We start from the raw sequence: 25820 nt of genomic DNA, 5'->3' as shown, positions 1-25820 counted from the left end.
GCGACCGCCCAGGACCCTGGGCCCGGCCCTGAGCCCGGCCCTGAGCCCGCCTCTGAGCCCGCCCCTGTGCCTGTTCCTGGCTCGGTGCCTGGCTCGGGGTCTGGCTCAGGCTCCGACTTCGGCTCAGAAGACTCGGGCTCGGGCCTCAGCCCGGGCTCGGGCTCCGGCCTCAACGGTGGCTCGGATTCGGCCGCGGGGCCCAGCCCCGGATCAGGTGCGGGCTTGGGCGCAGGCCTCGACCCTGGCTCGGCTTCGGGCTCGGGCTCCGGCCTCGACCCGGGTTCGGGCCTCGACCCGGGTTCGGGCCTCGACCCGGGTTCGGGCATCGACCCGGGTTCCGGCATCGGATCGGTCCCCGGTCCCGGTGAGGGCTCGGGCATCGCCTCCGCCCCCGCCTGCGACCAGGGGTCCGCCACGGTGTGGAGCGTCGGCGCCATCGCTGTCCTGTGCCTGGTGTTCGGCATCGTGCTGGCCCTGGGCCAGGCTGTCGTGGTCCGGCACCGCGCGGCCGGCGGTGCCGATCTGGCGGCGCTCGCGGCGGCGGACCACTGGGCAGAGGGCGGCAGGGCGGCGTGTGCCCGGGCGGACCGGATCGCGCGTGCCCAAGGGACACGGTTGGTGCGATGCGTGCTCACTGGGCAGACCTCGGACGTGACGGCGGCCTCGGGCCGCGGGCCGTTCGCGGCGGAGGTCCGGGCGAGGGCAGGCCCGGGTACGGGCGTGCCGCCGACCGATGCCGCCCGGGCCGGTGCCGCTCCGACCGGGACCGTCCCGACCGGGGCCGTGCCGACCGGGGGCCCGCCGACGGGGCTCATGGCGGAGTTCCCGCCTACTCCGCCCCCGTACCCGCGGCAGGACCCGTCTCCGTCTCCGGCTTCGTATCCGGCGCCGTCCTCGGCTCCGCACCCCGTCCCGGCCCCTCCGGCGCCCCACGCAACAGCACCGTGAGCAGCCGTACGGCGCCCCGCTTGTGCAGCGGCTCGTTGCCGTTGCCGCACTTGGGGGACTGGATGCAGGACGGGCAGCCGGCGTCGCAGTCGCAGGAGGCGATGGCCTCCCGGGTGGCGGTGAGCCAGTCGTGGGCCGTGCGGAAGGCGCGCTCGGCGAAACCGGCGCCGCCCGGGTGGCCGTCGTACACGAAGACCGTCGGCAGCAGCGTGTCCGGGTGCAGGGGGACCGACACGCCGCCGATGTCCCAGCGGTCGCAGGTCGCGAACAGGGGCAGCATGCCGATCGAGGCGTGCTCGGCGGCGTGCAGGGCCCCGCCGAGGATCTCCGGGTTGATCCGGGCCGCGTCCAGCTGGTCCTCGGTGACCGTCCACCACACCGCGCGTGTGCGCAGCGTCCGAGGGGGGAGGTCGAGTTTGGTCTCGCCCAGGACCTCGCCGGTGATGAGGCGCCGACGCAGGAAGGAGACCACCTGGTTGGTGACCTCGACGGAGCCGTAGCACAGGCGTCCGTCGGCCCAGGGAACCTCGGTGTCGGTCTCGAGGACCGAGATCGCCGTTGTGTCGCGGGCGACCGTGGAGTACGACGGGGTGGCCTGCTCGACCAGCGCGACGGAGTCCTCCAGGTCCAGGGAGCGGACGAGATACGTGCGGCCCTGGTGGAGGTGGACGGCGCCCTCGTGGACCGTCGTGTGGGCGGCGCCGGCGTCCACCGTGCCCAGCAGCCGGCCCGTCCCGGCCTCGACGACCTGGACCGGACGTCCGCCCTCCCCGCGGATGTCGGTCAGGTCGGCGGCTCTCTCCCGGCGCGTCCAGTGCCAGGCCCGGGTCCGGCGGCGCAGCAGCCGGGCTTCCTCCAACTGGGGGAGCAGCTCCTCGCAGGCGGGGCCGAACAGCGTCAGGTCCTCGTCGGTCAGGGGCAGCTCGGCCGCCGCCGCGCACAGGTGGGGGGCGAGCACGTAGGGGTTGTCGGGGTCGAGGACCGTGGACTCCACGGGCTGGTCGAACAGGGCTTCGGGGTGGTGGACGAGGAAGGTGTCCAGCGGATCGTCGCGGGCGACCAGCACCGCGAGGGCCCCCTGCCCGGACCGTCCCGCCCGGCCCGCCTGCTGCCACAGGGAGGCCCGAGTGCCCGGGTAGCCGGCGATCACCACGGCGTCCAGGCCGGAGATGTCGAGGCCGAGTTCGAGGGCGTTCGTCGCCGCGAGGCCGAGGAGGTCACCGGAGTGCAGGGCGCGTTCCAGGGCGCGGCGCTCCTCGGGGAGGTAGCCGCCGCGGTACGCCGCCACGCGCCGGGCCAGCGAGCGGTCGACCTCGGCCAGGCGTTCCTGGGCGATCACCGAGATCAACTCGGCGCCGCGCCGGGACCGGACGAAGGTGATCGAACGCATGCCCTGCACGGTGAGGTCGGTGAGCAGGTCGGCGGCCTCGGCGGTGGCCGTGCGGCGGACCGGCGCGCCCTTCTCGCCCGCCAGGTCGGTCAGCGGTGGCTCCCAGAGGGCGAACACCAGTTCACCGCGCGGTGAGGCGTCGTCGGCGACCTCGACCACCGGCAGTCCGGTGAGCCGCCGGGCCGCGACAGAGGGCTCGGCGGAGGTGGCGGAGGCGAGCAGGAACACGGGCGACGCGCCGTAGCGCGTACACAGTCGGCGCAGCCTCCGCAGCACCTGGGCCACATGGGACCCGAAGACGCCCCGGTAGGTGTGGCACTCGTCGATCACGACGTACTTCAGCGACTTCAGGAAGGCGGACCAACGGGGATGGGACGGCAGGATGCCGCGGTGCAGCATGTCCGGGTTGGTCAGTACGTAGGTGCCGTACTGGCGGATCCACTCGCGTTCCTCGAACGGCGTGTCGCCGTCGTACACCGCGGTTCGCACAGATGTGCCGAGAGGTTGTGAAAGTTCCTTCACCGACCGGCACTGGTCGGCGGCCAGCGCCTTGGTCGGTGCCAGGTAGAGGGCGGTGGCGCCACGCCCGTTGGGGGCCTCCGATCCGTCCAGGAGCGTCGACAGCACCGGCACCAGGTACGCCAGGGACTTGCCGGACGCGGTGCCGGTGGCGACGACCACCGAGTCGCCGTCCAGGGCGTGCTCGGCCACGCGTGCCTGGTGGGCCCAGGGATGTTCGATGCCCGCGGCCCGTACCGCCGTGACGACCTCCGGCCGAATCCGGTCCGGCCAGGCGGCATGACGACCCGCACGCGGGGGCAAGTGCTCCGTATGAGTGATGCGCGCAGCCCGGCTCGGTCCCGCGGCGAGCCGGTCCAGGAGCATGCCCGGATCCGGCCGGGAGCCGGGCTCCGCCGGGGGTCGATCGGGTCGGTGATTCTTGGCCATCGGCACCGAGTCTGTCACTGGCGTGACGGACAATGGGACCAAGGCGTCGTGCACGCCTGCCGGTAAGTGATTGAATGCCATCGCGGCTGGCGAACCGTCCTGGGGGCTTCAAGCCGAGGTGTCCCGAGGGACGACCGCTCGATAGCAAGGTGCTGGAGGATCCGTGGACCTGTCCCTGTCGACCCGTACCGTCGGCGATCGTACGGTCGTCGAGGTCGGTGGCGAAATTGACGTATACACCGCGCCCAAGCTGCGAGAGCAGCTGGTCGAGCTCGTGAACGACGGGAGTTTCCACCTCGTCGTCGACATGGAGGGCGTGGACTTCCTCGACTCCACCGGGCTCGGCGTGCTGGTCGGCGGACTGAAGCGTGTGCGTGCCCATGAGGGTTCGCTGCGCCTGGTCTGCAACCAGGAGCGCATTCTCAAGATCTTCCGTATCACCGGCCTCACCAAGGTGTTCCCCATTCACACCTCGGTCGAGGAAGCGGTGGCGGCCACCGACTGACGACCGGCCCCGGGCCCCTGGGCCCGGGATCGCAGCAGTACAAGGGAGGTCCGGGCCGTCGGCGGCCCGGACCTCCGAAAGCACGCCCGTAGTTCCGAGGGGGATGCATGGCCACCGTCGAACTCCGCTTCAGCGCGCTGCCCGAGCATGTCCGCACCGCTCGTCTGGTGGCGGCGGCGGTGGCACGCAGGGCCGGAGTGGACGAGGCCGTCCTCGACGAGGTCAGGCTCGCCGTCGGCGAGGCCTGCAGCCGAGCCGTGGGGCTGCATCAGCACGTCGGCATCACCGCGCCGGTCACGGTGTCGCTGATCGAGGAGGAGAAGCAGTTCTCCATCGAGGTCGGCGACGAGGCGCCGCACGCGGTTCCCGGGGCCGGAAACCCGGGCCCCGTCGACGACGCGGAGGCCGAGGAGGACGAAATGGGTCTCGCTGTCATCAGCGGACTCGTCGACGACGTGGAGGTCACGGCCGGCGAGAACGGCGGACTGATCCGCATGACCTGGCCGACCGCACCGGCGATACTGCCGCCGGTCTGACACCCGCCTGGGCCCCCGGGCTCCCGGGACTCCGACCACCCCACCCCCCTGGGCTCCGGGCCATCAGCCCCAGCCCTGGGGCCACCTGCCCCGGTCACCCGGAACCCCGCCCCAGGCCCCCCGCCCGGGACACCGGCCCGGGACCCGCCGCCCTGGGCCCCCCGCCACGGTCACCCGGGAGCGCCCACCCCGGGCCTCACCGGGCCTCGCGCAAGTCACCCGCACGTCACTCGAAGGGCCCTGCCTCGTAGGGCCCTTCGTCATGTGCGGAAGGCGAGGCCCACGCATACAGTGGTGCCGTACGGACGTTAAGTGAATTCATTCACGATCGATCGTGCAAGAAAACGGATCACGGGCAATGCGAACGCCAGGTGATCGCCACTAATGCCGGAAGGGCATTACTACTTCTGGGCCCTTCGGGTTGACAGGTCAATTCCTTTTGTCGTGCACTGTTTTGATCAGGTTCCGGTACCTACAATCCCGTCCACATCTTGAGCTCAGTCCAAGCGTCAAGGAGGACGAATGGCGGAGCTTTCCACCCCTCATCAGCTGGGTGACACCTCGACCGTCGCAGCCGCCGTCCTGACCGATTCGAACCGTGCCCTGGTCGCGGTGATCGCGGTCGTCGCGCTGGCCGCGCTGGTGCTCGCGGGCGTCCTGGTGCGCCAGGTGCTCGCGGCGGGCGAGGGAACCGACAGCATGAAGAAGATCGCGGCGGCCGTCCAGGAAGGCGCGAACGCCTACCTGGCCCGGCAGCTCCGCACGCTCGGCGTATTCGCCGTCGTCGTGTTCTTTCTGCTCATGCTGCTGCCTGCGGACGACTGGAATCAGCGGGCCGGACGATCGATCTTCTTTCTGATCGGCGCGGCGTTCTCGGCGGCCACCGGTTATATCGGCATGTGGCTCGCGGTGCGCAGCAACGTACGCGTCGCCGCGGCGGCGCGGGAGGCGACACCCGCTCCCGGGGAACCGCAAAAAGACCTCACCCTCGTCTCGCACAAAGCAACGAAGATCGCTTTTCGTACGGGCGGCGTGGTCGGCATGTTCACGGTGGGACTCGGCCTGCTGGGCGCCTGCTGCGTAGTGCTGGTGTACGCGGCCGACGCCCCGAAGGTCCTGGAGGGCTTCGGCCTCGGCGCCGCGCTGATCGCGATGTTCATGCGCGTCGGCGGTGGCATCTTCACCAAGGCCGCCGACGTCGGCGCCGACCTGGTCGGCAAGGTCGAGCAGGGCATTCCGGAGGACGATCCGCGCAATGCCGCGACCATCGCCGACAACGTGGGCGACAACGTCGGCGACTGCGCGGGCATGGCGGCCGACCTCTTCGAGTCGTACGCCGTGACCCTGGTGGCCGCGCTGATCCTCGGCAAGGTGGCGTTCGGCGACGCGGGACTGGCGTTCCCGCTGCTGGTGCCGGCGATCGGCGTGGTCACGGCCATGATCGGCATCTTCGCGGTGGCACCCCGACGGTCCGACCGCAGCGGCATGAGCGCGATCAACCGGGGCTTCTTCATCTCCGCGGTGATCTCCCTGGTGCTGGTGGCGTTGGCCGTCTTCGTCTACCTGCCCGGAAAGTACTCCGACCTGGACGGCGTCACCGACGCGGCGATCGCGGGCCGGGACGGCGACCCGCGGATCCTCGCACTCGTCGCGGTGGCCATCGGCATCGTGCTCGCCGCCCTGATCCAGCAACTCACCGGCTACTTCACCGAGACCACCCGACGCCCCGTCAAGGACATCGGCAAGTCCTCCCTCACCGGCCCCGCCACCGTCGTCCTCGCCGGCATCTCGATCGGTCTCGAATCCGCCGTCTACACCGCCCTCTTGATCGGCCTCGGCGTCTACGGGGCGTTCCTGCTCGGCGGTACGTCCATCATGCTGGCGCTGTTCGCCGTGGCACTGGCCGGCACCGGCCTGCTCACCACGGTCGGTGTCATCGTCGCCATGGACACCTTCGGCCCGGTCTCCGACAACGCGCAGGGCATCGCCGAGATGTCCGGCGACGTCGAGGGCGCCGGCGCCCAGGTCCTCACCGACCTGGACGCCGTCGGCAACACCACCAAGGCCATCACCAAGGGCATCGCCATCGCCACCGCCGTACTCGCCGCCGCGGCCCTCTTCGGGTCGTACCGCGACGCCATCACCACCGGCGCGGCGGACGTCGGCGAGAAACTCAGCGGCGAGGGCGCGCCGATGAGCCTGATGATGGACATCTCGCAACCCAACAACCTGGTCGGGCTCATCGCGGGCGCGGCGGTCGTCTTCCTCTTCTCGGGGCTGGCGATCAACGCGGTGTCGCGGTCGGCGGGCGCCGTGGTCTTCGAGGTGCGGCGGCAGTTCCGGGAGCGGCCCGGAATCATGGACTACAGCGAGAAACCCGAGTACGGCAAGGTCGTCGACATCTGCACCAGGGACGCCCTGCGCGAACTCGCCACGCCCGGGCTGCTCGCCGTGATGGCGCCCATCTTCATCGGGTTCACGCTCGGCGTGGGCGCGCTCGGTGCCTTCCTGGCGGGCGCGATCGGCGCGGGCACGCTGATGGCGGTGTTCCTCGCCAACTCCGGTGGTGCCTGGGACAACGCCAAGAAGCTCGTCGAGGACGGTCACCACGGCGGCAAGGGCGGTGAGGCCCACGCCGCCACCGTCATCGGCGACACGGTCGGCGACCCCTTCAAGGACACCGCCGGCCCGGCGATCAACCCCCTGCTGAAGGTCATGAACCTGGTGGCGCTGCTCATCGCTCCGGCGGTCATCAAGTTCTCCTACGGCGCCGACAAGAGCATCGGCGTACGGGTGGGGATCGCCGTCGTCGCGTTCGTCGTCATCGCCGCGGCGGTCTACGCCTCCAAGCGGCGTGGAATCGCCATGGGCGACGGGGGCGACGCCGATCAGGAGCCCAAGTCGGCCGACCCGGCGGTGGTTTCGTAGATCCCGGCCGGGAGCCTTCCCGGAGGAGCAGGGCAAATGGCGGGCGTACGCCGCGTATTGACGCGTCGTACGCCCGCGTCGTGCGCGTGTGCGCCCTCCACCGTGAGCCTTCTCTCTCTTGATGCAAATGGCTGCAATACGGTCTTAACGGATGTTAGTCCTGCGGAGGTCCCCCGTCCGGCGTGTATGTTCCGGGGCCGAGAGCCATGGAAGGGACCAATCCGGTGAACAAGAAGCTCGCGGCCGCACTGTCCGGCGGTGCGGTACTGGTACTGGCGCTGACGGGATGCAGCAGCAGCAGCGACGACAACGACAAGCTGGACTCCTGGGCGAAGGAGGTCTGCGACGGGGTGCAGCCGCAGGCCAAGAAGATCGAGGCGGCCAACGCGGCGATCCAGAAGGAGACCTCGGACAACAGCACGCCGGACGAGGTCCAGAAGACCGACGCCAAGGCGTTCCAGGACATGTCCGACGCCTACAAGGCGATGGGCGGCGCCGTCCAGAAGGCCGGGGCGCCGGACGTCGAGGACGGCGAGAAGAAGCAGAAGGACGCGGTCGCCGAGCTCAACGGCCTCTCCTCGTCGTACGCCTCCCTGAGGAAGCAGGTGGAGGCCCTCGACACCAAGGACCAGGCGAAGTTCGCCGATGGCCTCAAGGACATCGCCACCGAACTGAACAAGCTCAGCAAGAGCGGCAGCGACGCGCTGAAGACCCTCGAGGAGGGCGACGTCGGCCAGGCGATGGCCAAGCAGGCCAGCTGCAGGTCGGCCTCGGTGACGCCGTCGGCCGCGGCCGGCTGACCTCCCGCCGCACGGACCCGGGGCGGGGCGCGGGCCGCAAGGCCCCGGCGGGATGCGGGCGCAGGACCGCGGCGATGTGCGGGCGCAGGACGCGGCGAGATGCGGGCGCAGGGCTCCAGCGAGGCGCGGGACTCCGGGCCACAATGGGGGAGTGAGTAACGCCAGCCTGTCCCCCCTGCCCTCCGCCGACCGCCTCGACGTCACCGCCCGGTTGCGGGACGCCCTGCTCGGAGCCTCCTTCACCGCCGACGGACTGCTGGAGCTGCTCGGCGCCCCCGCCTACGCGGCGCTGTCGCGCAGCGAGACCGTGCCCGCGCTCCGGGCCACCCGCGGCGACACGCCGCTGGAACTGCTCGTACGGCTGTTCCTGCTCCAGCAACCCGTCCTCCACGCGCGCGTGGGGGAGGTGCTGCCCGTCGACGCGTGCCTGGAGAGCGGATGGCTCGTCCGCGCGGGTGACGACGAGGTGGCGGCCACCGTGGACGTACGGCCGTACGGAGGACCCGGGGGCGAGGACTGGTTCATCGTCTCCGACCTGGGCTGCGCGGTCGGCGGAGCGGGAGGGGTGCGCGTCGGTGCTCCGGGGAGGGGCGACGGCGCGCGCCGGGCGGGCGGTACCGGCAGTCACGCCCAGGGCGTCGTCCTCGGTGTGGGAGGCGCCTCCATGACCCTCGCCGGCCTCACCGTCCGTACGCCCGTCTCCGCGGCCCTGGACCTCGGTACCGGCTCCGGCATCCAGGCCCTGCACGCCGCCGCGCACGCCACGCGCGTGACGGCGACCGACGTCAACCCGCGCGCGCTGCACATCACCGCGCTCACGCTCGCCCTGTCCGGTGCCCCGGCCGCCGAGCTGCGCGAGGGATCCCTCTACGAGCCGGTCCACGACGACGAGACGTACGACCTGATCGTCTCCAATCCGCCGTTCGTGATCTCGCCGGGAGCCCGCCTCACCTACCGCGACGGCGGGATGGGCGGGGACGATCTGTGCCGCTCGCTCGTTCAGCAGACGGGGGAGCGCCTGAACGAGGGCGGGTTCGCGCACTTCCTCGCCAATTGGCAGCACGTGGAGGGGGAGGACTGGACGGACCGGCTGCGCTCCTGGGTGCCGCGCGGCTGCGACGCCTGGATCGTGCAGCGCGAGGTGCAGGACATCACGCAGTACGCAGAGCTGTGGCTGCGGGACGCGGGCGACCACCGGGGCGACGCGGCCGATTACCAGGCGCGCTACGACGCCTGGCTGGACGAGTTCGAGGCGCGCAAGGTCAGGGCCGTCGGCTTCGGCTGGATCACGTTGCGCCGGACCGCGGCCGCCGAGCCCTCCGTCGTGGTCGAGGAATGGCCGCACCCGATCGAGCAGCCGCTCGGCGAGACCGTGCGCGCGTACTTCGACCGTGTCGACTACCTGCGCGCACACGACGACGCGGCCCTGCTCGAAGCCCATTTCACGCTGGCCGGCGAGGTCGTCCAGGAGCAGGTCGGCTTGCCCGGCGCCGAGGACCCGGAGCACGTCGTCCTGCGTCAGAACCGCGGGATGCGGCGGGCCACCCGGGTCGACACCGTCGGCGCCGGTTTCGCGGGCGTCTGCGACGGCACCATGAGCGCGGGCCGCATCCTGGACGCCATCGCCCAGCTGGTGGGCGAGGACCCGGTGGCGCTGCGCGACCGCACGCCCGCGCAGATCCGGCTGCTGGTGGAGCAGGGATTCCTCGAACCGGCGTAGAGACGGGGCCCGCGATCACCGCCGACGCCGTACGGGAACGAGCCACGGGCGGGGGACCGCCGAGCCGTCGGTTCCCCGTTCACCTCGGGTTCGCCTGCCCGCTGCCGTCGCGTGACAGCCTCCCGGGGGCTGGACACGCGCAAGCTGGAGAAAAGGGGCACGGGGACCATGGAGAGCGGGCCGGCGATCTTCGCTGGAATGGTGTTCGCCCTGTTCGGGGCCGGTCTGCTGGTGTGGACCGCGACGCGGGTCCGGCACGGCCGGCCCGTCGCGCACGGTGTGAGCCCCGTCGCATCGGCGACCGTGGCGAGCGTCGCCGGGGTGGTCGCCCTCGCTCTCGGGGCATGGTGCCTGACGCACGTGTGAGAGGCCGGTTCCGGCCCCCGGTCGCACCCCCGCCCGACTGATCGGGGGATCGCGCTCCGGATGCGCACATCAGGGCAGGTAAACACTCCGGGCGGCAGGAACGGGGTTCGTCGGGTTACCGTTCGAGTGGCCGTTGCGGGCTTTTCCCGTTTGACACGGGGGCGGGAGGTACCGTCACACTCCGCAGCGTCACGACCGAAATGCAGCACACCCCGACCCCGGGACCACGGCCTGGGGAGGCCCAGCGTCGACCGGAGAGAAGAGCGAAGTTGTCCCCGACCAGCGAGACCGCGAAGGGCGGCCGCCGACTCGTCATCGTCGAGTCGCCTGCCAAGGCGAAGACGATCAAGGGCTATCTCGGCCCTGGCTACGTCGTCGAGGCGAGCGTCGGGCACATTCGCGACCTTCCCAGCGGCGCCGCGGAGGTGCCCGAGAAGTACACCGGTGAGGTCCGCCGCCTCGGTGTCGACGTCGAACACGACTTCCAGCCGATCTATGTGGTCAACGCTGACAAGAAGGCGCAGGTCAGGAAGCTCAAGGACCTGCTGAAGGACTCCGACGAACTCTTCCTCGCCACCGATGAGGACCGCGAGGGCGAGGCCATCGCCTGGCACCTGCAGGAAGTCCTCAAGCCGAAGATCCCCGTGAAGCGCATGGTGTTCCACGAGATCACCAAGGACGCGATCCGGGCCGCCGTCGCCAACCCGCGCGAGCTCAACCAGAAGCTCGTCGACGCCCAGGAGACCCGCCGCATCCTCGACCGCCTCTACGGCTACGAGGTGTCGCCGGTCCTCTGGAAGAAGGTCATGCCGAAGCTGTCGGCCGGCCGTGTGCAGTCCGTCGCCACGCGGCTCGTCGTCGAGCGGGAGCGCGAGCGCATGGCGTTCCGTTCCGCCGAGTACTGGGACCTGACGGGCACCTTCGCGACCGGCCGGGCCGGTGACGCGTCGGACCCGTCGTCGCTGGTCGCCCGCCTGCAGACCGTCGACGGCCGGCGGATCGCCCAGGGCCGCGACTTCGACTCGCTGGGGCAGATCAAGAGCGCGAACACCCTCCACCTCGACGAGGCGAACGCCCGCGGGCTCGCCGCCGCCCTGGAGAACACCCGCTTCGCGGTCCGCTCCGTCGAGTCCAAGCCGTACCGCCGCTCGCCGTACGCCCCGTTCCGTACGACGACGCTCCAGCAGGAGGCGAGCCGCAAGCTCGGCTTCGGCGCCAAGGCGACCATGCAGATCGCCCAGAAGCTGTACGAGAACGGCTACATCACCTACATGCGTACGGACTCGACGACCCTGAGCGACACGGCGGTCACCGCCGCCCGCGCCCAGGTCACGCAGCTGTACGGCGCCGACTACCTCCCCGCCCAGCCGCGGACGTACGCCGGCAAGGTCAAGAACGCGCAGGAGGCGCACGAGGCGATCCGCCCCTCGGGCGACCGCTTCCGCACGCCCGCCGAGACCGGTCTGACCGGCGACCAGTTCAGGCTCTATGAGCTCATCTGGAAGCGGACCGTCGCCTCCCAGATGAAGGACGCGACCGGCAACAGCGTCACCGTGAAGATCGGCGGCACCGCCTCCGACGGCCGGGACGTCGAGTTCAGCGCCTCCGGCAAGACGATCACCTTCCACGGCTTCCTCAAGGCCTACGTCGAGGGCGCCGACGACCCGAACGCCGAGCTGGACGACCGCGAGCGCCGGCTGCCGCAGGTCGCCCAGGGCGACGCGCTGACGGCCGAGGAGATCACGGTCGACGGCCACGCCACCAAGCCCCCGGCCCGCTACACCGAGGCGTCGCTGGTCAAGGAGCTGGAAGAGCGCGAGATCGGCCGCCCGTCGACGTACGCGTCGATCATCGGCACGATCCTGGACCGCGGCTACGTCTTCAAGAAGGGCACGGCCCTCGTCCCGTCCTTCCTCTCCTTCGCCGTGGTCAACCTCCTGGAGAAGCACTTCGGGCGGCTCGTCGACTACGACTTCACCGCCAAGATGGAGGACGACCTCGACGCCATCGCCCGCGGCGAGGCCCAGGCCGTGCCGTGGCTGCGGCGCTTCTACTTCGGCGAGGGCGACGGTGCCGGCAACGGCGGCGCCGCCGACGCCGGCAACGGCGACGGGGACCACCTCGGCGGCCTCAAGGAGCTGGTGACCGACCTCGGCGCCATCGACGCCCGCGAGGTGTCCTCCTTCCCCGTCGGCAACGACATCGTGCTGCGCGTCGGCCGCTACGGCCCGTACGTCGAGCGCGGCGAGAAGGACGCCGAGAACCACCAGCGCGCCGACGTCCCCGAGGACCTGGCGCCGGACGAGCTGTCCGTCGAGCTGGCGGAGGAACTGCTCGCCAAGCCGAGCGGCGACTTCGAACTGGGCACCGACCCGGCCACCGGCCACGCCATCGTCGCCAAGGACGGCCGCTACGGCCCGTACGTCACCGAGGTGCTGCCCGAGGGCACCCCGAAGACCGGCAAGAACGCCGTGAAGCCGCGTACCGCCTCGCTGTTCAAGACGATGTCGCTGGACACGGTGACCCTCGACGACGCCCTGAAGCTCATGTCGCTGCCCCGCGTCGTCGGCACCGACGCCGAGGGCGTCGAGATCACCGCGCAGAACGGCCGCTACGGGCCGTACCTGAAGAAGGGCACGGACTCGCGGTCCCTCACCTCCGAGGAGCAGCTCTTCACGATCACGCTGGAGGAGGCGCTGGCGATCTACGCCCAGCCCAAGCAGCGTGGCCGGGCCGCGGCCAAGCCGCCGCTGAAGGAGCTGGGCACCGACCCGGTCAGCGAGAAGCCCGTCGTGGTCAAGGACGGCCGCTTCGGCCCGTACGTCACCGACGGCGAGACCAACGCGACCCTGCGCTCCGGCGACAGCGTCGAGGAGATCACGCCGGAGCGCGGCTACGAGCTGCTCGCGGAGAAGCGCGCCAAGGGGCCCGCCAAGAAGACGGCGAAGAAGTCCGCCGCGAAGAAGGCCCCGGCCAAGAAGGCGACGGCGAAGAAGACCGCGGCCAAGAAGACCACGGCCGCCAAGACCACAGCCGCGAAGAAGACCGCGGCCAAGACGACGGCCAAGACCGCGGTGAAGAAGACGGCCACCAAGAAGGCGACCGCCTCCAAGGTGTCGGAGGACTGAGCCCGCTTCAGGAGCCGCTCGGCGCTCCCTGCGCTCGGCACGCGCTTCTTCGCGAAACGAACGCCCCGGCACCATCTCGGTGCCGGGGCGCGCGTACGTCCGGCCGGGCACACCGGACTGTCGGCGACGGCAGATAGGCTGAACGCATGACGCGAGCCGAGCAGCCAACGGCCACTCACCCCGCCCCGGACGACGCCCTGGTCGCGGACTCCCGCGAGCGCGCCGTCCGCGCCCTGCTGCGCCGCCCGCAGTTGAGGCGGTTGTGGAGCGCACAGCTCGTGGGGGGTGTCGGCGACATCCTCGCCCTCCTGGTGCTGGTCCTCCTCGCCGTCCAGGCCGCGATCGGCGCGGGCTCGTTCGGCGGGGGCTACCGGGGCGTGGCGTTCGCAGTGGCGACCGTTTTCGGCGTACGCATCCTGGCGACGCTGCTCTTCGGCGCCGTCCTGCTCGGGCCCCTCACCTCGCTCACCTCGCAGGACGGCCCGCTCGACCGGCGCTGGACCATGGTCGGCGCCGACGGGCTGCGGGCCGCGCTGCTGATCGTCGCTCCGCTGTGGATCGACTGGACGCCGGACGACGCGCTCGCCGTCCTCCTGGTGACCGCCTTCGTCACCGGCGTCGCCGAGCGCTTCTGGACGGTGTGCCGGGAGAGCGCGGCCCCCGCGCTGCTGCCCGCGCCGCCGCCGGAGGGCGCGACGGTACGACCGCTGCCCGACCACATGGACGCGCTGCGCCGCCTGTCGCTGCGTACGGGCTTCGTGGCGATCCCCCTGGCCGGCGCCGTGCTGGTCGTCGCGGGACTGCTGAACAACCTGCTGGGTGCCGGCATCGACTGGTTCGCCGAGCACCAGGCGGCGCTCGGCTCGTACGTCGCGGCCGGGCTGTTCGCCGCGTCCCTGTCCCTGGTGGCCTTCCTGGAACTGCCCGGCGTCCGCACCCCCCGCGCGCGGTCGCCGCTGGAGGGCATGCGCCGCCCCAGGAGCGGCACCGGCGTCGACAAGGGCCGCACCGGAGTCCTCCCCCTGCTGGTGCTCGCCTGCGCGGCGGTCGCCGCCGTGGTGTCCGCCGCGGTCGCCGTGGCGGTGCTGCACGCCAAGGACCTGGGCGGCGGCCCCGTGCTGTACGGGCTGATGGTGGGCGCGCTGACCGGCGGAGTCGTCGTCGGCATCCGCACGGCCCCCGCCCTGCTGCCGTCCCTGTCGCGCCGACGGCTGCTGGCCCTGGCGATCGCCTTCGCCGGCGTCGCCCTGCTGGCCGCCGGGCTCGTCCCCGACGACACCACCGTGCTGCTGCTCCTCGCCCTGGCCGGCGTCGGCGCGGGCGTGACCGCCAACACCGGGCACACGCTGCTCGACCAGGAGAGCGAGGACGCCCGCCGCACGCGGACGACCGAGCACCTGCACGCCGTCGTCCGCGTGTACGTGGCACTCGGCGCGGTCGTCGCGCCCGTGATGGCGGCGTTCATCGGACCGCACCGGCTGGAGAACGGCAGGTTCGTCTTCGCGCACGGCGGCGCCGCGTTCATCCTGATGCTGGCGGGCGCGCTGCTGCTGCCGCTGGCCGCGCTGGTGCTGGCCAAGGTCGACGACCGCTCCGGCGTGCCCCTGCGGCACGACCTGCGGGACGCGCTGCTCGGCGGCGACGACCCGGCGCCGACACCCGTGGCGAACGGTTTCTTCATCGCCCTGGAGGGCGGCGACGGCGCCGGGAAGTCCACCCAGGCCGAGGCCCTCGCCGAGTGGATCAGGGGCAAGGGGCACGAAGTCGTGCTGACGCGCGAGCCGGGGGCGACGCCGGTGGGCAAGCGCCTGCGGTCCATCCTGCTGGACGTGTCGAGCGCCGGTCTGTCGCACCGCGCGGAGGCACTGCTGTACGCCGCCGACCGCGCGGAGCACGTCGACACCGTCGTCCGGCCCGCGCTGGAGCGCGGCGCCGTGGTCATCTCCGACCGGTACATCGACTCCTCGGTGGCCTACCAGGGCGCCGGCCGCGATCTGTCGCCGACCGAGATCGCCCGCATCAACCGCTGGGCGACCCACGGGCTCGTACCGCACCTGACGGTCCTGCTGGACGTCCCGCCGGAGACCGCGCGCGAGCGGTTCACCGAGGCACCGGACCGGCTGGAGTCGGAGCCCGCCGAGTTCCACGCGCGCGTGCGCTCCGGATTCCTGACCCTCGCCGCTGCCGACCCCGGGCGCTACCTCGTCGTCGACGCGGGCCAGGAGCCCGAGGCCGTCACCACCGTCGTACGCCACCGGCTCGACCAGGTGCTGCCGCTGTCCGAGGCCGAGATCAAGGCCCAGGAGGAGGCACGCCGCAAGGCCGAGGAGGAAGCGCGCCGCAAGGCCGAGGAGGAGGCCGCGCGCAAGGCCGAGGAGGAGCGCCTGGAGCGCGAGCGCCTCGAACAGCTGGAACGGCTGCGCGCCGAGGAGGAGGAGCGCAAGCGGCGCGAGCTGGAGGAGGCGCAGCGGCGCGAGGCCGAACGGCAGGCGGAGGAGGCCCGGCAGCGGGCCGAGGAAGCACGCCGGAAGGCCGAGGAGGAGCGGGCGCGGCTCCTGGCCGAGGAGAAGGCACGGGCCGAGGAGGAGGCGCGGCTGCGGGCCGAGGAGGAGCGGCGCCGCAAGCAGGCCGAGGAGGAGGCGCGACTGCGGGCCGAGGCCGAGGCCCGGCGCCTGGAGAAGCAGCGCAAGGCCGAGGAGGCCCTGATGCGGGCCGAGGAGGCACGCCGGGCGGCGGAGCAGGCGGCGGCAGCGGCGGCGGCGGGTCCGAAGCCGACGGCACCTCCCGCGGCGGCCGCGCCCCGCCCGGCGCCGGTCGCTCCGGCCGTCCCGGACCCCTCGGACGCGATGACCGTGCCGACCCCGGTCGTGACCCCGACGGACGTCTCCGGCGGGCCGGTGGAGGACACGGCGGTACTGCGGCCGGTGCGGGAGCCGGCTGTCTCCGAGCCTGGGCCCCAGTCCGAGTCCGACGTGTCCGAGTCCGACGTGTCCGAGTCCGAAGTGTCCGAGTCCGAAGTGACGGCCGAGCTGCCCATGCCGCCGGTGCCGCCCGGTGCGGCGGACGAGACGGCGGTGCTGCCGGCGGTGGATCCGAGGGCCGCCGACGAGACGGCGGTGCTGCCCGCCGTACGCGAGGAAGACCCAGCCGACCGGGTGCCACCGGGCTACTTCCGCGAGGACGGCCCGGCCGCTCGCTCCGACCGGCCCGGACAGACCCAGGAGGACCGTACGCGGGAGCTGCCCCGGATCGACCCGAACCAGGCGCCGCCCCGCAGGCGACGCTCGGACTGGGCCGAGGAGACACCGCTGGACGACCTGCCGACGCTGGCGGACGAGCTGCTCGGCCCGCACGACGGCGGGGGAGACGGCCGGGGCGACGGCCGAGACGGCGGCGGTGGCGACGGTGGCCGCCGGGGCAGGGGCAGGGGCCGGGGCAGGCGCTGAGCGGGGCCCCTGTCCCAGGCGTTCCGGCTCGTACGTTCAGGCGTCCCGCCTCGTTGTCGGTGCCGCCCCGCACAATGGAAGGCGCGACGCGACGCGGACCGGCGCGGACCGGCGCGGCGCGGACTGGCGCGGACCGGCGCGGCGCGGACCGTCGCGGTGTGCCGGCGGAGAGCAACGAAAGCGAAAGGACGGCGTGACCCATGACCGTGTGGGACGACCTCGTCGGGCAGGAGAGGGTGAGCGAGCAGCTCACCGCCGCCGCCCGGGACGCCGACGCCTTCGTCACCGCCGCCGCGGCCGACGGCCCGCTCCCCGAGACGTCGAGCATGACCCACGCCTGGCTGTTCACCGGCCCGCCCGGCGCGGGAGTGACGCAGACGGCGCGGGCCTTCGCCGCCGCGCTGCAGTGCGTGAGCCCCGACCGCGCCCTCGGCGGCGTCCCCGGCTGCGGCTTCTGCGACGGATGCCACACGGCGCTCGTCGGCACCCACGCGGACGTCAGCACGGTGGTCGCGGTGGGCGCGCAGATCCTCGTGGAAGCCATGCGCGACACGGTCCGCAAGTCGTTCACCTCACCCGCGAACGGCCGCTGGCAGATCATTCTCGTCGAGGACGCCGAGCGGCTGAACGAGAAGTCCGCCAACGCCGTCCTCAAGGCCGTCGAGGAGCCCGCCCCGCGTACGGTCTGGCTGCTGTGCGCCCCGTCCGTCGAGGACGTCCTGCCCACGATCCGTTCCCGCTGCCGCCACCTGAACCTGCGTACGCCGTCGGTCGGTGCCGTCGCCGACATGCTCGTACGGCGCGAGGGCATCGAGCCGGACGTCGCCGCCGGCGTGGCCCGGGCCACCCAGGGCCACGTCGACCGTGCCCGCCGCCTGGCCACCGACCCGGCCGCCCGCGAGCGCCGGGCCGCCGTGCTGAAACTGCCCCTGCGGGTCCAGGACGTCGGCAGCGCCCTCAAGGCCGCCCAGGAACTGGTCGACGCCGCCGCGGAGGACGCCAAGCAGCTCGCCGAGGAGACGGACACCAAGGAGACCGAGGAACTGAAGGCCGCCCTGGGCGCGGCCCAGGGCGGCCGGCTGCCGCGCGGCACGGCAGGCGTGATCAAGGACCTGGAGGACAACCAGAAGCGCCGCAGAACGCGCACCCAGCGCGACAGCCTCAACCTCGCCCTGACCGACCTCACCGCCTTCTACCGGGACGTCCTGGCCCTCCAGCTCGGCTCCCGCGTGGCGATCGCCAACGCCGACGCCGAGGACACCCTGGAGCGTCTCGCCCGCGCGGGCACACCGGAGTCGACCCTGCGCCGCATCGAGGCGATCGCTGCCTGCGGGGAGGCCCTCGACCGCAATGTGCCGCCGCTGCTCGCGGTGGAGGCGATGGCGATGGCGCTGAGAGAGGGCTGACACCCCGGGAGGGCCGGAGGCCGGGTCCGCGGTTGACGAGATAACTCTTACGAGGCACGACGAGTACGCACGGCGTTGATGCGGTCGCGGAGAGTTACGCTCGCTCAATGCACACAAGGCGCACTCATCGCAGGACCCGTACCGGAACCACGCTGCTGGCCGCCGCGCTGCTCGCCACCGCCTGCTCGGCCGGGGGCGCGTCGACGTCCGCCGGTGCGGCGGCGGACGCGGCCGGAGCGACGGAAGCGGCGAAGGCGGCCCTGGCCGCGCTGCCGCAGGCCACGCCCGCCGCGTTGACGCCGTACTACGAGCAGAGGCTGAACTGGCGCGACTGCGGCGTCCCCGGCTTCCAGTGCGCCACCATGAAGGCCCCGCTCGACTACGCGAAACCGGACCGGGGGGACGTCCGGCTCGCCGTGGCCCGCAAGAAGGCCACCGGCCCGGGCGAGCGGCTCGGCTCGCTGCTGGTGAACCCGGGCGGACCGGGCGGCTCGGCGATCGGCTACCTCCAGCAGTACGCCGGCATCGGCTACCCGAAGGCGGTCCGCGCCCAGTACGACATGGTGGCCGTCGATCCTCGGGGCGTGGCCCGCAGCGAGCCCATCGAGTGCCTCGACGGCCGCGAGATGGACGCGTACACGCGGACGGACGTCACCCCGGACGACGAGCGCGAGGCGGACAAGCTGGTCGGCGCCTACAAGGAGTTCGCCGAGGGCTGCGGAGCGGACGCGCCGAAGCTGCTGAGGCACGTGTCGACCGCCGAGGCCGCCCGGGACATGGACGTCCTGCGGGCGGTGCTGGGCGACAAGAAGCTGACCTACGTGGGCGCGTCGTACGGCACGTTCCTCGGCGCGACGTACGCCGGCCTGTTCCCGGACCGGGTGGGCCGGCTCGTCCTGGACGGTGCGATGGACCCGTCCCTGCCCGCACGCCGGCTGAACCTGGAGCAGACGGCCGGCTTCGCGACGGCGTTCCAGTCCTTCGCCAAGGACTGCGTACGGCAGCCCGACTGCCCCCTCGGCGGAAAGGGGACCGCCCCCGGCCGGGCCGGCGAGAACCTGAAGGCCTTCTTCGAGGACCTGGACGCCAGGCCGATCCCCACCGGTGACGCCGACGGCCGCAAGCTCACCGAGTCCCTGGCCACCACCGGCGTGATCGCCGCGATGTACGACGAGGGCGCCTGGCCGCGGCTGCGCGAGTCGCTGACCGCGGCGATGAAGGACAACGACGGCGCCGGCCTGCTGATGCTGTCCGACAGCTACTACGAGCGCGAGTCCGACGGCGGCTACAGCAACCTGATGTTCGCCAACGCCGCCGTAAACTGCCTGGACCTCCCCGCCGCCTTCTCCTCCCCGGACGAGGTGCGCGACGCCCTCCCCGACTTCGAGAAGGCGTCCCCGGTGTTCGGCGAGGGCCTCGCCTGGTCCTCCCTGAACTGCGCGTACTGGCCGGTGAAGCCCACGGGTGAGCCGCACCGCATCGAGGCCGCCGGCGCCGCCCCGATCGTCGTGGTCGGCACCACCCGCGACCCGGCCACCCCGTACCGCTGGGCCGAGTCGCTGGCCGGCCAGCTCTCCTCCGGCCACCTCCTCACCTACGAGGGCGACGGCCACACCGCCTACGGCCGCGGCAGCACCTGCATCGACTCCGCGATCAACACGTACCTCCTGCGCGGCACCCCGCCGAAGGACGGCACACGCTGCTCGTAGCCGCCCCGCGCCCGACCCGCGCCCGCCCCGGAATCCACCCCTCCGGGGCGGGTGCGAAGCATCCCGGGAAACTGTGTAGACTTACCGACGTTGCTGATCGCACCATAGGTGCGCGGCACGCCGCCTTAGCTCAGATGGCCAGAGCAACGCACTCGTAATGCGTAGGTCTCGGGTTCGAATCCCGAAGGCGGCTCCATTGAACCCCAGGTCATATAGCCCGTGACCTGGGGTTTTCTGTTGCTCGGGGCATGACGGGTCTCACGGCCGGGTTGCCGTGACTTTGCCCGCGTGAGCGATGCGTGAGCGGAGCCGCCCGGGAACCTACTTCTGGGACTTGCCGTGCTTGGGCTTCTTGGCGCCCTTGCCTGGGGCGTTCGCCTTGGTCTTCGGCTTGCCGCCCTTCGCCTTGCCGGCGTTCTTGGCCGCAGCCTTCTTGGCCTTCTCCTTCTTCGCGGCCTTGCGTGCCGCCTTCTCGGCCTCGGCCTTGCGCTGAAGGGGGACCAGCTTCGCGGTCGCCTCGGCGGCGCTCCTGCCGACCTGGGGCAGGACGCTCTGGTAGATGTCCCGAGTGATCCGGGTATCACTGTGACCGAGGGTGTCCGACACGATCTTGATGTCGATGTCCGCGGCGAGCATCAGGGTGGCGGCGCCGTGGCGGAGGTCGTGCAGACGGATCGGCGGAAGTCCGGATGCGGCGACGAGACGCTCGAAGAGATCGGTCACCTTGCCCGGGTGGAGCCAGGACCCGTCCTCCTGGGTGAAGACGTTCCCCGTCTCGACCCAGGCGGTGCCCCACTCCTGGCGGTCGGCCTCCTGCCGCGCACGGTGCCGCTTCAGGACGTCCACGGTGTCGTCGTCGAGGGCGACCACGCGATACCCGCTGTCCGTCTTGGGATCGGACGCCTCGACCACCCAGCCGTCCTGCACGAGTTGGGACGAGACGGTCAGGGCGTGCGTGTCGAGGTTCGTCTCCGACCACGGCTGCCCGCACGCCTCGCCACGGCGAAGGCCACGGAAGGCGATCAGGTGCCACATCGCGTACAGCCGGTCTTCGGCGACGACGTCGAGGAACGCTCCTGTCTGCTGCGGCGTCCAGACCATCACCGGTGACGGCTTCTCGCCCGTCTGCTCCCACTTGGCGACCCGCTCGTCCGTCCACACGAGCGCCTTCGGCTTGCGCACGGGATCGATCTCGACGTGGGCGGCGGGGTTGAAGGTGATGATCTGCTGCCCGATCGCTTCGTTCAGGGCCGCACGGAGGGTGGCCTTGACGTGCTGGCGCGTGGCGGGGCCGGTGATACGGCGGAAGGGTGGCATCTCGTCGATCGCGGTCTTCATCGCCTTGCGGCGGGCGCGATTCTCCCCGCCCTTCCACGGCACGGTCGCCAGCTCGTCGAGTGCGGCGCGCCGTTGAGCGTTGTCCTCCAGGATCTGGGCGTTGGCGTCGCGGATGTCCGTGAACATCTCGCTGAGGTGGCTCACGCGGAGCCGGTCCAGGCGGCGGTTTCCGGTGCGAGGCTTCAGGTGCACGCGGATGTCGGTCTCGTAGCGGTTGAGGCCGGACTTGCGTATGCGCTTGCCGGCCAGCCACCGGTCGAGCCACTCGGCCACGGTCAGGCTGCCGATGAGGTCCTGGCCGGAGTTGAGACGCCGCCTCGTCTCCTCGACCTCGGGCAGAGGCGACCGCTCGCGGCTGACCTCGGCCAGCATCTCGGCGATGAGCTCGGTGCCCTCAGGATCGTCCGACTCGGCCAGCCCGAGGAGGGCGCGCACGTGGTCGAGGTCGGCCTGGGCCGCCTTCAGGCTGCCGTACCCGCCCCGGGCGAAGGAGCGCCGACTGCCGTCCTCGCGGGGCGAGAGCTCCTGGCGTACGGAGTAGGTGCAGTGGTTCCTGCTGTTGCGCTTGGGGCAGGAAGTGCCGAGTTCCTTGCCGGACTTCGGGTCGCGGCAGGAGCAACGGCGGTAGGTGGAGCCCTTCAAAGATCATTCTCCTCGGTGGTCTCGGGATCGCTCCCAGGTGAGTCGATCGCGGTGGCCACATCTGGCCACAGGGACGGGGGAGTGACGCCCTCTTCCCGGATGAACGCGCGGATTCTGCGCAGGGTGCTGGCGGCGTCGTCGGCCGCCTCGGCGGCACGGGCCTGAGAGCGGAGGGCCTCGGCCTTACGGTCGGCGTTCGGAGCGGTCTCGGCGTGGTAGCGCGCGTGGTCCTCGTCACGGCGCGCCTTCCGTAGCCGCTCCTCGGCGGCGTGGTGGGCGCGGAAGTAGCGGAGCATGTCGTCGTCCATGCCGAGGTCGGTCTCCTCCCCGGTGAAGCGGCGCAGCGCGTCCAGCGAAGTGGTGTGGTGCTGAAGCGGGAGTCGCTGCACGTCGTCGACGTAGCCGACCGGGTAGACGAGGCAGATGGGCGGGGTGTTGAGCGCTTCGGCCAAGACGATGACGTCGACCAAGGGCAGGTTGGAGCGGCGTCCGGACTCCATGTTGGCGATCACGTTGCGGGGGATCGGGTGGCCGATCTCGTCGCACTTGTCCGCCAAGTCCTGTGCACTCCAACCCAGTTCCTTCCGTCGTCTGCGGACTTCGGCGGCCACGGTGGCCATGACCTGATCCACCCACTCCGGGACGTCGTCCTCGTCGTCGACCTTCTTGGATCCAGGATCGCTACGGCGTTGTGTCATTTAGACACAGTAGCTCGCTTAGCGTTGATTCCAAGACCTGGAGACGGGCGCGATGGGCGCGTTCGCCGTGGGCTCAGTCATGGATGGAGCGCGCATGCGCGAGAAGGAAGAGGCCGGCCGAGCGAAGGGGATGAGCCGCGAGGAGCTCCTTGAGCTCCCTGCGGCCGTTGACCTGGAGACGGGCAATCGGGCGCTGGGGCTGGGTCGGAGCAAGGGGTACGAGCTTGCCAAGCGCGGCCAGTACCCGTGCAAGGTGCTCCGTCTCGGAAGTGCCTACCGGGTGGTGACCGCGGACTTGTTGGCTCTGCTGGGGCTGGCAGCGTGAAGCGCCTGACGCGTAGCAGATGGTTCTGCGCTGAGCTGACACAGAAACGCTGGACTGTGGCACGGCGTGGACGTACTGTCCGTGGTCGCTCGCGGTGCCGAGAGACCCGCGAGCAGAGAGGGAGCCTCCGGCGGTGCAACGCCGGAGGCCCCGAGACTCCCCAGCAATCCCGTGAGAACCGACCCGGCGGCAGGGGTGTGCAAACCCGAAACCGCCAGACGAGGAGCCGCCGAGTGCAACCCGAGAACTCCGAGTCCTATTCCGCCCCCGTACGAGCGGCTTGGCCCGCCACAGCCATCCCCGGCCGGCCCGGCGCCCACCTGAGTCCCGCGCAGGCCGACGGCAGGGTGGACCCGAGCGACGGTACGGACGATGACAGCGCCAACGAGGCGGACCCGGCGATCGGCCTGGAGGCCATGCCCGACGCGGAGCCGACGGCCGACTCACGGGCGCTAGACGAACTGCGCTCGCAGATAGCCCAGTTCGTGATCCCGCCCTCCTCTGAGGCACTGGACGCGATCACCCTGTGGGTGGCAGCGACACATCTCCAGCCGGCGTGGCAGCACGCCCCCCGGTTGGCAGTGGTTGGGCCGGCGAAGCGCTGCGGCAAGTCGCGGTTGCTGGACGTGCTGACCGAGACGGTCCACGAGCCCATGCTCACCATCAACACCACACCGGCGGCCATCTTCCGCTCGATCCACGAGGACGAGCCGCCGACGTTGCTGGTGGACGAGGCCGACACCATCTTCGGCCCCAAGGTCGCGGAGAAGAACGAGGAGACGCGCGGCCTGCTCAACGCCGGCCACCAGCGCGGGCGGTACGTCACCCGGGTCGTTGGCAACGACCACACCCCGCACAAGTTCGCCACCTTCGCGATGGCGGCCATCGCGGGAATCGGGGACCTGCCCGACACGGTCATGGACCGGTCGGTGGTCATCCGCATGCGGCGCCGGGCCGAGGGCGAGAAGGTCAAGCCCTTCCGCTCCCGCCGGGACATCCCCGCCCTGCACGAGCTGCGAGACCGTATCCACGCACTGGCCAGGCCGCTGCTGGAAGACGCCGCGAACCTGGAGCCTGACATGCCGGTTGAAGACCGCGCCGCCGACACGTGGGAACCCTTGGTGATCGTCGCCGACCTGGCGGGCGGCCGCTGGCCCCGGCTGGCGCGGATCGCCTGCGCGCGGATGGTCGCCGCCGAAGTGGCGGCAGAAGAGGACCACCCCAGCGGGGCGCGCATCCTGGCCGACATCCGTCGGGTCTTCTTCGCCCAGAGGGAGGCGGACAGCCTCTCCACCGAGGATCTTCTGCACTACCTGAACGCGGACGCCGAAGCCCCGTGGGGAGAACGAGGCCGCTACGGCCTGACCGCCCGCGAACTCGGCGCGATGCTGCGCGATTACGACATCCGGCCCGGCAATGTACGCATGGCCGACCGGTCTCAGCGCAAGGGCTACATGCGCCACAAGTTCCTCGACGCGTGGCGGCGGTACTGTCCGGCCGTCCACCCAGTCGACGCCCGCCGCTGCGAGAGCTGATCCGCGGCTCCTGGTTGCCGTACTTGCTGTCCCTGCCGTGATCTCGCAGGTCAGACGGCACGCCGGCAAGACGTCAGCCAGGGGCAAGACGGCAACGCAGGCGTTTCCAGGCGTGATGCCCGCCGGAGACGTTGCCGAAATCCGTCTTGCCACGTCCCAGGCGTCCATGCCGTATCGCCGCAGCTCACAGCCCTGCCTACTGGGACGGACGGTGCTGCGCAGCCGTCCCTTCAGGGGACACACCGACCCAAGCAAGGCCCGTCCCGAAGGCACCGCGTTCTTGTCCCGAGTCGGGACAAGACGCCAGCACCCGCCGGGACGGCACATCAGGAGAGCTGCCGTCCCGCCCTGACCTGCACGTGCAACGGCCGAGACGGCAAAGACGCCGCACACCGCTACCCCCAGGAGCCTTCCGCTTGACCACTCCGCCCCTCACGCAAGCCCCACAGCCGCACGATGACGTCCCCAGCGAAGGGCTACCGAAAAGGAAGGCTGACGCCGAGCAGTTCGCGCTCGGCGCGGCCGGCGTCGTCATCGTCGCCCTGACCGCCGGAGCGTTCTGGCTCTCCTACGCGCACCTGGCTGACGTCGCCGGCCAGCACGGGCTCGGAGCGTCGCCCATTCGCCGCTGGGCCTGGCCCGCCACCCTGGACGCGTTCATCGTCGCGGGCGAACTGCTCATGCTGCGCGCGGCACTGCGCCGCGTCACGGACCCGTGGGCGATCGCCGTGACCGCCGTCGGATCGGTCGGCTCCATAGCCCTGAACGTCGCCGGGGTCAGCGGCACGGGCAACGCACGCACCGTCCCGTTCCTCGACTACGTGGTCGCCGCCGTCCCTCCGGCCGCCGCGATGGTCGCCTTCGGCGTCCTCATGCGACAGATTCACCAGCTCGTCGCGCCGTCCGACGACTCCCCGAACACCGGTTCCGTACAGACGCCGGAGCAAGTGGTCGGCGACTTCAGTCACAGCCACCTGCCAGACGTCGGTCCCGCCGGTTCACGAGCCTCCGGTGCTGAGCGGACGGAACCTGCGGCACAGGCTCCGGAGGGCAAACCGAGCGGCGGCCGTCCGGCGAAGGCGACCATCGCGGAGCTGGCGGACATCGGCCGGGCCGCCGGTCACCAGCACGGCAAACTCACGCGCGGCCTGCTCCGAGCGGCAGTGAAGGACCGGGACCTGACGATCGGCAGCGAGCGGCAGACCGAGGTGATGGAACTGCTTCGGCCGGAACTAGAAGCCGCCGGGATCGAAATCTCCAAGCGCTGACCGCCACCTGCTCGGGTGACCGGAACCTTTCCGGTCGCCCGAGCAGACGGCCAACCGCTCAGCCAATCTCCACACCCTGTGGACAGCACGACGACCCTGCCGGGCAGGCATCTCCGCTCCGCCTGCCGGCCGTACCTGGAGCAGCTTCCTTGACGCACGACGAGCACCCGCCTGAAGACACCGA

General features: G+C 71.6%; 16 protein-coding genes, 1 tRNA gene and 1 pseudogene. 15 read left to right on the top strand and 3 right to left on the bottom strand.

Features of this window, described 5'->3' with window-relative positions; genetic code table 11:
* Window positions 1-342 precede the first annotated feature (342 nt).
* Window positions 343-765: pseudogene (locus ACP4IX_RS27265) on the top strand (Rv3654c family TadE-like protein); the annotation flags it as partial.
* A 64-nt stretch (window positions 766-829) separates the two neighbouring features.
* Here the strand turns inward: ACP4IX_RS27265 and ACP4IX_RS27260 are convergent.
* The gene (locus tag ACP4IX_RS27260) at window positions 830-3367 is read right to left on the bottom strand and encodes a DEAD/DEAH box helicase (RefSeq protein WP_426523896.1); all 2538 of its coding nucleotides are present in this window, start codon (window positions 3365-3367) and stop codon (window positions 830-832) included.
* Between the two features lie 82 nt (window positions 3368-3449).
* Between ACP4IX_RS27260 and bldG the strand changes: the two genes are divergently transcribed.
* The 11 genes from bldG (at window position 3450) to ACP4IX_RS27205 (ending at window position 20026) form a co-directional block, all read left to right on the top strand.
* Window positions 3450-3791, top strand: coding sequence for an anti-sigma factor antagonist BldG (bldG, locus tag ACP4IX_RS27255; protein ID WP_003975386.1), 342 nt, complete (start codon window positions 3450-3452; stop codon window positions 3789-3791).
* Window positions 3792-3898: 107 nt separating this feature from the next.
* A complete protein-coding gene (locus ACP4IX_RS27250; RefSeq protein WP_426523895.1) occupies window positions 3899-4327 on the top strand; it encodes an ATP-binding protein in 429 nt (142 codons plus the stop codon).
* A 522-nt stretch (window positions 4328-4849) separates the two neighbouring features.
* Complete coding sequence (locus tag ACP4IX_RS27245; protein ID WP_426523894.1) at window positions 4850-7255, top strand: sodium-translocating pyrophosphatase; 2406 nt, start codon at window positions 4850-4852, stop codon at window positions 7253-7255.
* A gap of 206 nt (window positions 7256-7461) precedes the next feature.
* Window positions 7462-8055, top strand: coding sequence for a small secreted protein (locus tag ACP4IX_RS27240; protein WP_426557124.1), 594 nt, complete (start codon window positions 7462-7464; stop codon window positions 8053-8055).
* Window positions 8056-8206: 151 nt separating this feature from the next.
* Window positions 8207-9775 (top strand): DUF7059 domain-containing protein, encoded by a 1569-nt coding sequence (locus tag ACP4IX_RS27235; protein ID WP_426557122.1) that lies wholly within the window; start codon window positions 8207-8209, stop codon window positions 9773-9775.
* 168 nt (window positions 9776-9943) lie between these two features.
* Entirely contained in the window at window positions 9944-10141 is a 198-nt protein-coding gene (locus ACP4IX_RS27230) for a hypothetical protein (protein ID WP_426523933.1), read from the top strand.
* Window positions 10142-10410: 269 nt separating this feature from the next.
* Complete coding sequence (gene topA, locus ACP4IX_RS27225) at window positions 10411-13269, top strand: type I DNA topoisomerase (protein WP_426523891.1); 2859 nt, start codon at window positions 10411-10413, stop codon at window positions 13267-13269.
* Between the two features lie 146 nt (window positions 13270-13415).
* Window positions 13416-16715 (top strand): dTMP kinase, encoded by a 3300-nt coding sequence (gene tmk, locus ACP4IX_RS27220; protein ID WP_426557119.1) that lies wholly within the window; start codon window positions 13416-13418, stop codon window positions 16713-16715.
* 200 nt (window positions 16716-16915) lie between these two features.
* Window positions 16916-18121 (top strand): DNA polymerase III subunit delta', encoded by a 1206-nt coding sequence (locus tag ACP4IX_RS27215; protein WP_426557117.1) that lies wholly within the window; start codon window positions 16916-16918, stop codon window positions 18119-18121.
* A gap of 107 nt (window positions 18122-18228) precedes the next feature.
* Window positions 18229-19830, top strand: a complete 1602-nt coding sequence (locus ACP4IX_RS27210; RefSeq protein ID WP_426557115.1) for an alpha/beta hydrolase — start codon at window positions 18229-18231, stop codon at window positions 19828-19830.
* Window positions 19831-19949: 119 nt separating this feature from the next.
* A tRNA-Thr gene (locus tag ACP4IX_RS27205) sits at window positions 19950-20026 on the top strand.
* A 125-nt stretch (window positions 20027-20151) separates the two neighbouring features.
* Here the strand turns inward: ACP4IX_RS27205 and ACP4IX_RS27200 are convergent.
* The gene (locus tag ACP4IX_RS27200) at window positions 20152-21810 is read right to left on the bottom strand and encodes a tyrosine-type recombinase/integrase (protein WP_426557113.1); all 1659 of its coding nucleotides are present in this window, start codon (window positions 21808-21810) and stop codon (window positions 20152-20154) included.
* Complete coding sequence (locus ACP4IX_RS27195) at window positions 21807-22508, bottom strand: helix-turn-helix domain-containing protein (protein ID WP_426557111.1); 702 nt, start codon at window positions 22506-22508, stop codon at window positions 21807-21809. Before ACP4IX_RS27195 ends, ACP4IX_RS27200 begins: the two co-directional genes overlap by 4 nt.
* Before the next feature lie 94 nt (window positions 22509-22602).
* Between ACP4IX_RS27195 and ACP4IX_RS27190 the strand changes: the two genes are divergently transcribed.
* From ACP4IX_RS27190 to ACP4IX_RS27180, 3 genes are all read left to right on the top strand, one after another.
* Window positions 22603-22833 carry a hypothetical protein gene (locus ACP4IX_RS27190; protein WP_426557109.1) on the top strand — a complete coding sequence of 77 codons (231 nt, stop codon included), beginning with the start codon at window positions 22603-22605 and terminating at the stop codon, window positions 22831-22833.
* A gap of 233 nt (window positions 22834-23066) precedes the next feature.
* A complete protein-coding gene (locus tag ACP4IX_RS27185) occupies window positions 23067-24368 on the top strand; it encodes a DUF3631 domain-containing protein (RefSeq protein ID WP_426557108.1) in 1302 nt (433 codons plus the stop codon).
* Between the two features lie 416 nt (window positions 24369-24784).
* Complete coding sequence (locus ACP4IX_RS27180) at window positions 24785-25636, top strand: DUF2637 domain-containing protein (RefSeq protein ID WP_426557106.1); 852 nt, start codon at window positions 24785-24787, stop codon at window positions 25634-25636.
* Window positions 25637-25820 lie beyond the last annotated feature (184 nt).

The sequence above is a fragment of the Streptomyces sp. WG5 genome, assembly GCF_049974565.1.
Classification (GTDB): Bacteria; Actinomycetota; Actinomycetes; order Streptomycetales; family Streptomycetaceae; genus Streptomyces.
Note: the sequence above shows the minus strand (reverse complement) of the source record. Positions and strands in the feature narration are given on the sequence as shown.

Bases quoted from the DNA above. Each gene is read 5' to 3' on its own strand.
- ACP4IX_RS27215 (WP_426557117.1), top strand. From the start codon at position 16,916: ATGACCGTGTGGGACGACCTCGTCGGGCAGGAGAGGGTGAGCGAGCAG.
- ACP4IX_RS27230 (WP_426523933.1), top strand. From the start codon at position 9,944: ATGGAGAGCGGGCCGGCGATCTTCGCTGGAATGGTGTTCGCCCTGTTC.
- ACP4IX_RS27245 (WP_426523894.1), top strand. From the start codon at position 4,850: ATGGCGGAGCTTTCCACCCCTCATCAGCTGGGTGACACCTCGACCGTC.
- ACP4IX_RS27260 (WP_426523896.1), bottom strand. From the start codon at position 3,367: ATGGCATTCAATCACTTACCGGCAGGCGTGCACGACGCCTTGGTCCCA.
- ACP4IX_RS27250 (WP_426523895.1), top strand. From the start codon at position 3,899: ATGGCCACCGTCGAACTCCGCTTCAGCGCGCTGCCCGAGCATGTCCGC.
- ACP4IX_RS27210 (WP_426557115.1), top strand. From the start codon at position 18,229: ATGCACACAAGGCGCACTCATCGCAGGACCCGTACCGGAACCACGCTG.
- tmk (WP_426557119.1), top strand. From the start codon at position 13,416: ATGACGCGAGCCGAGCAGCCAACGGCCACTCACCCCGCCCCGGACGAC.
- ACP4IX_RS27240 (WP_426557124.1), top strand. From the start codon at position 7,462: ATGGAAGGGACCAATCCGGTGAACAAGAAGCTCGCGGCCGCACTGTCC.
- ACP4IX_RS27195 (WP_426557111.1), bottom strand. From the start codon at position 22,508: ATGACACAACGCCGTAGCGATCCTGGATCCAAGAAGGTCGACGACGAG.
- ACP4IX_RS27190 (WP_426557109.1), top strand. From the start codon at position 22,603: ATGCGCGAGAAGGAAGAGGCCGGCCGAGCGAAGGGGATGAGCCGCGAG.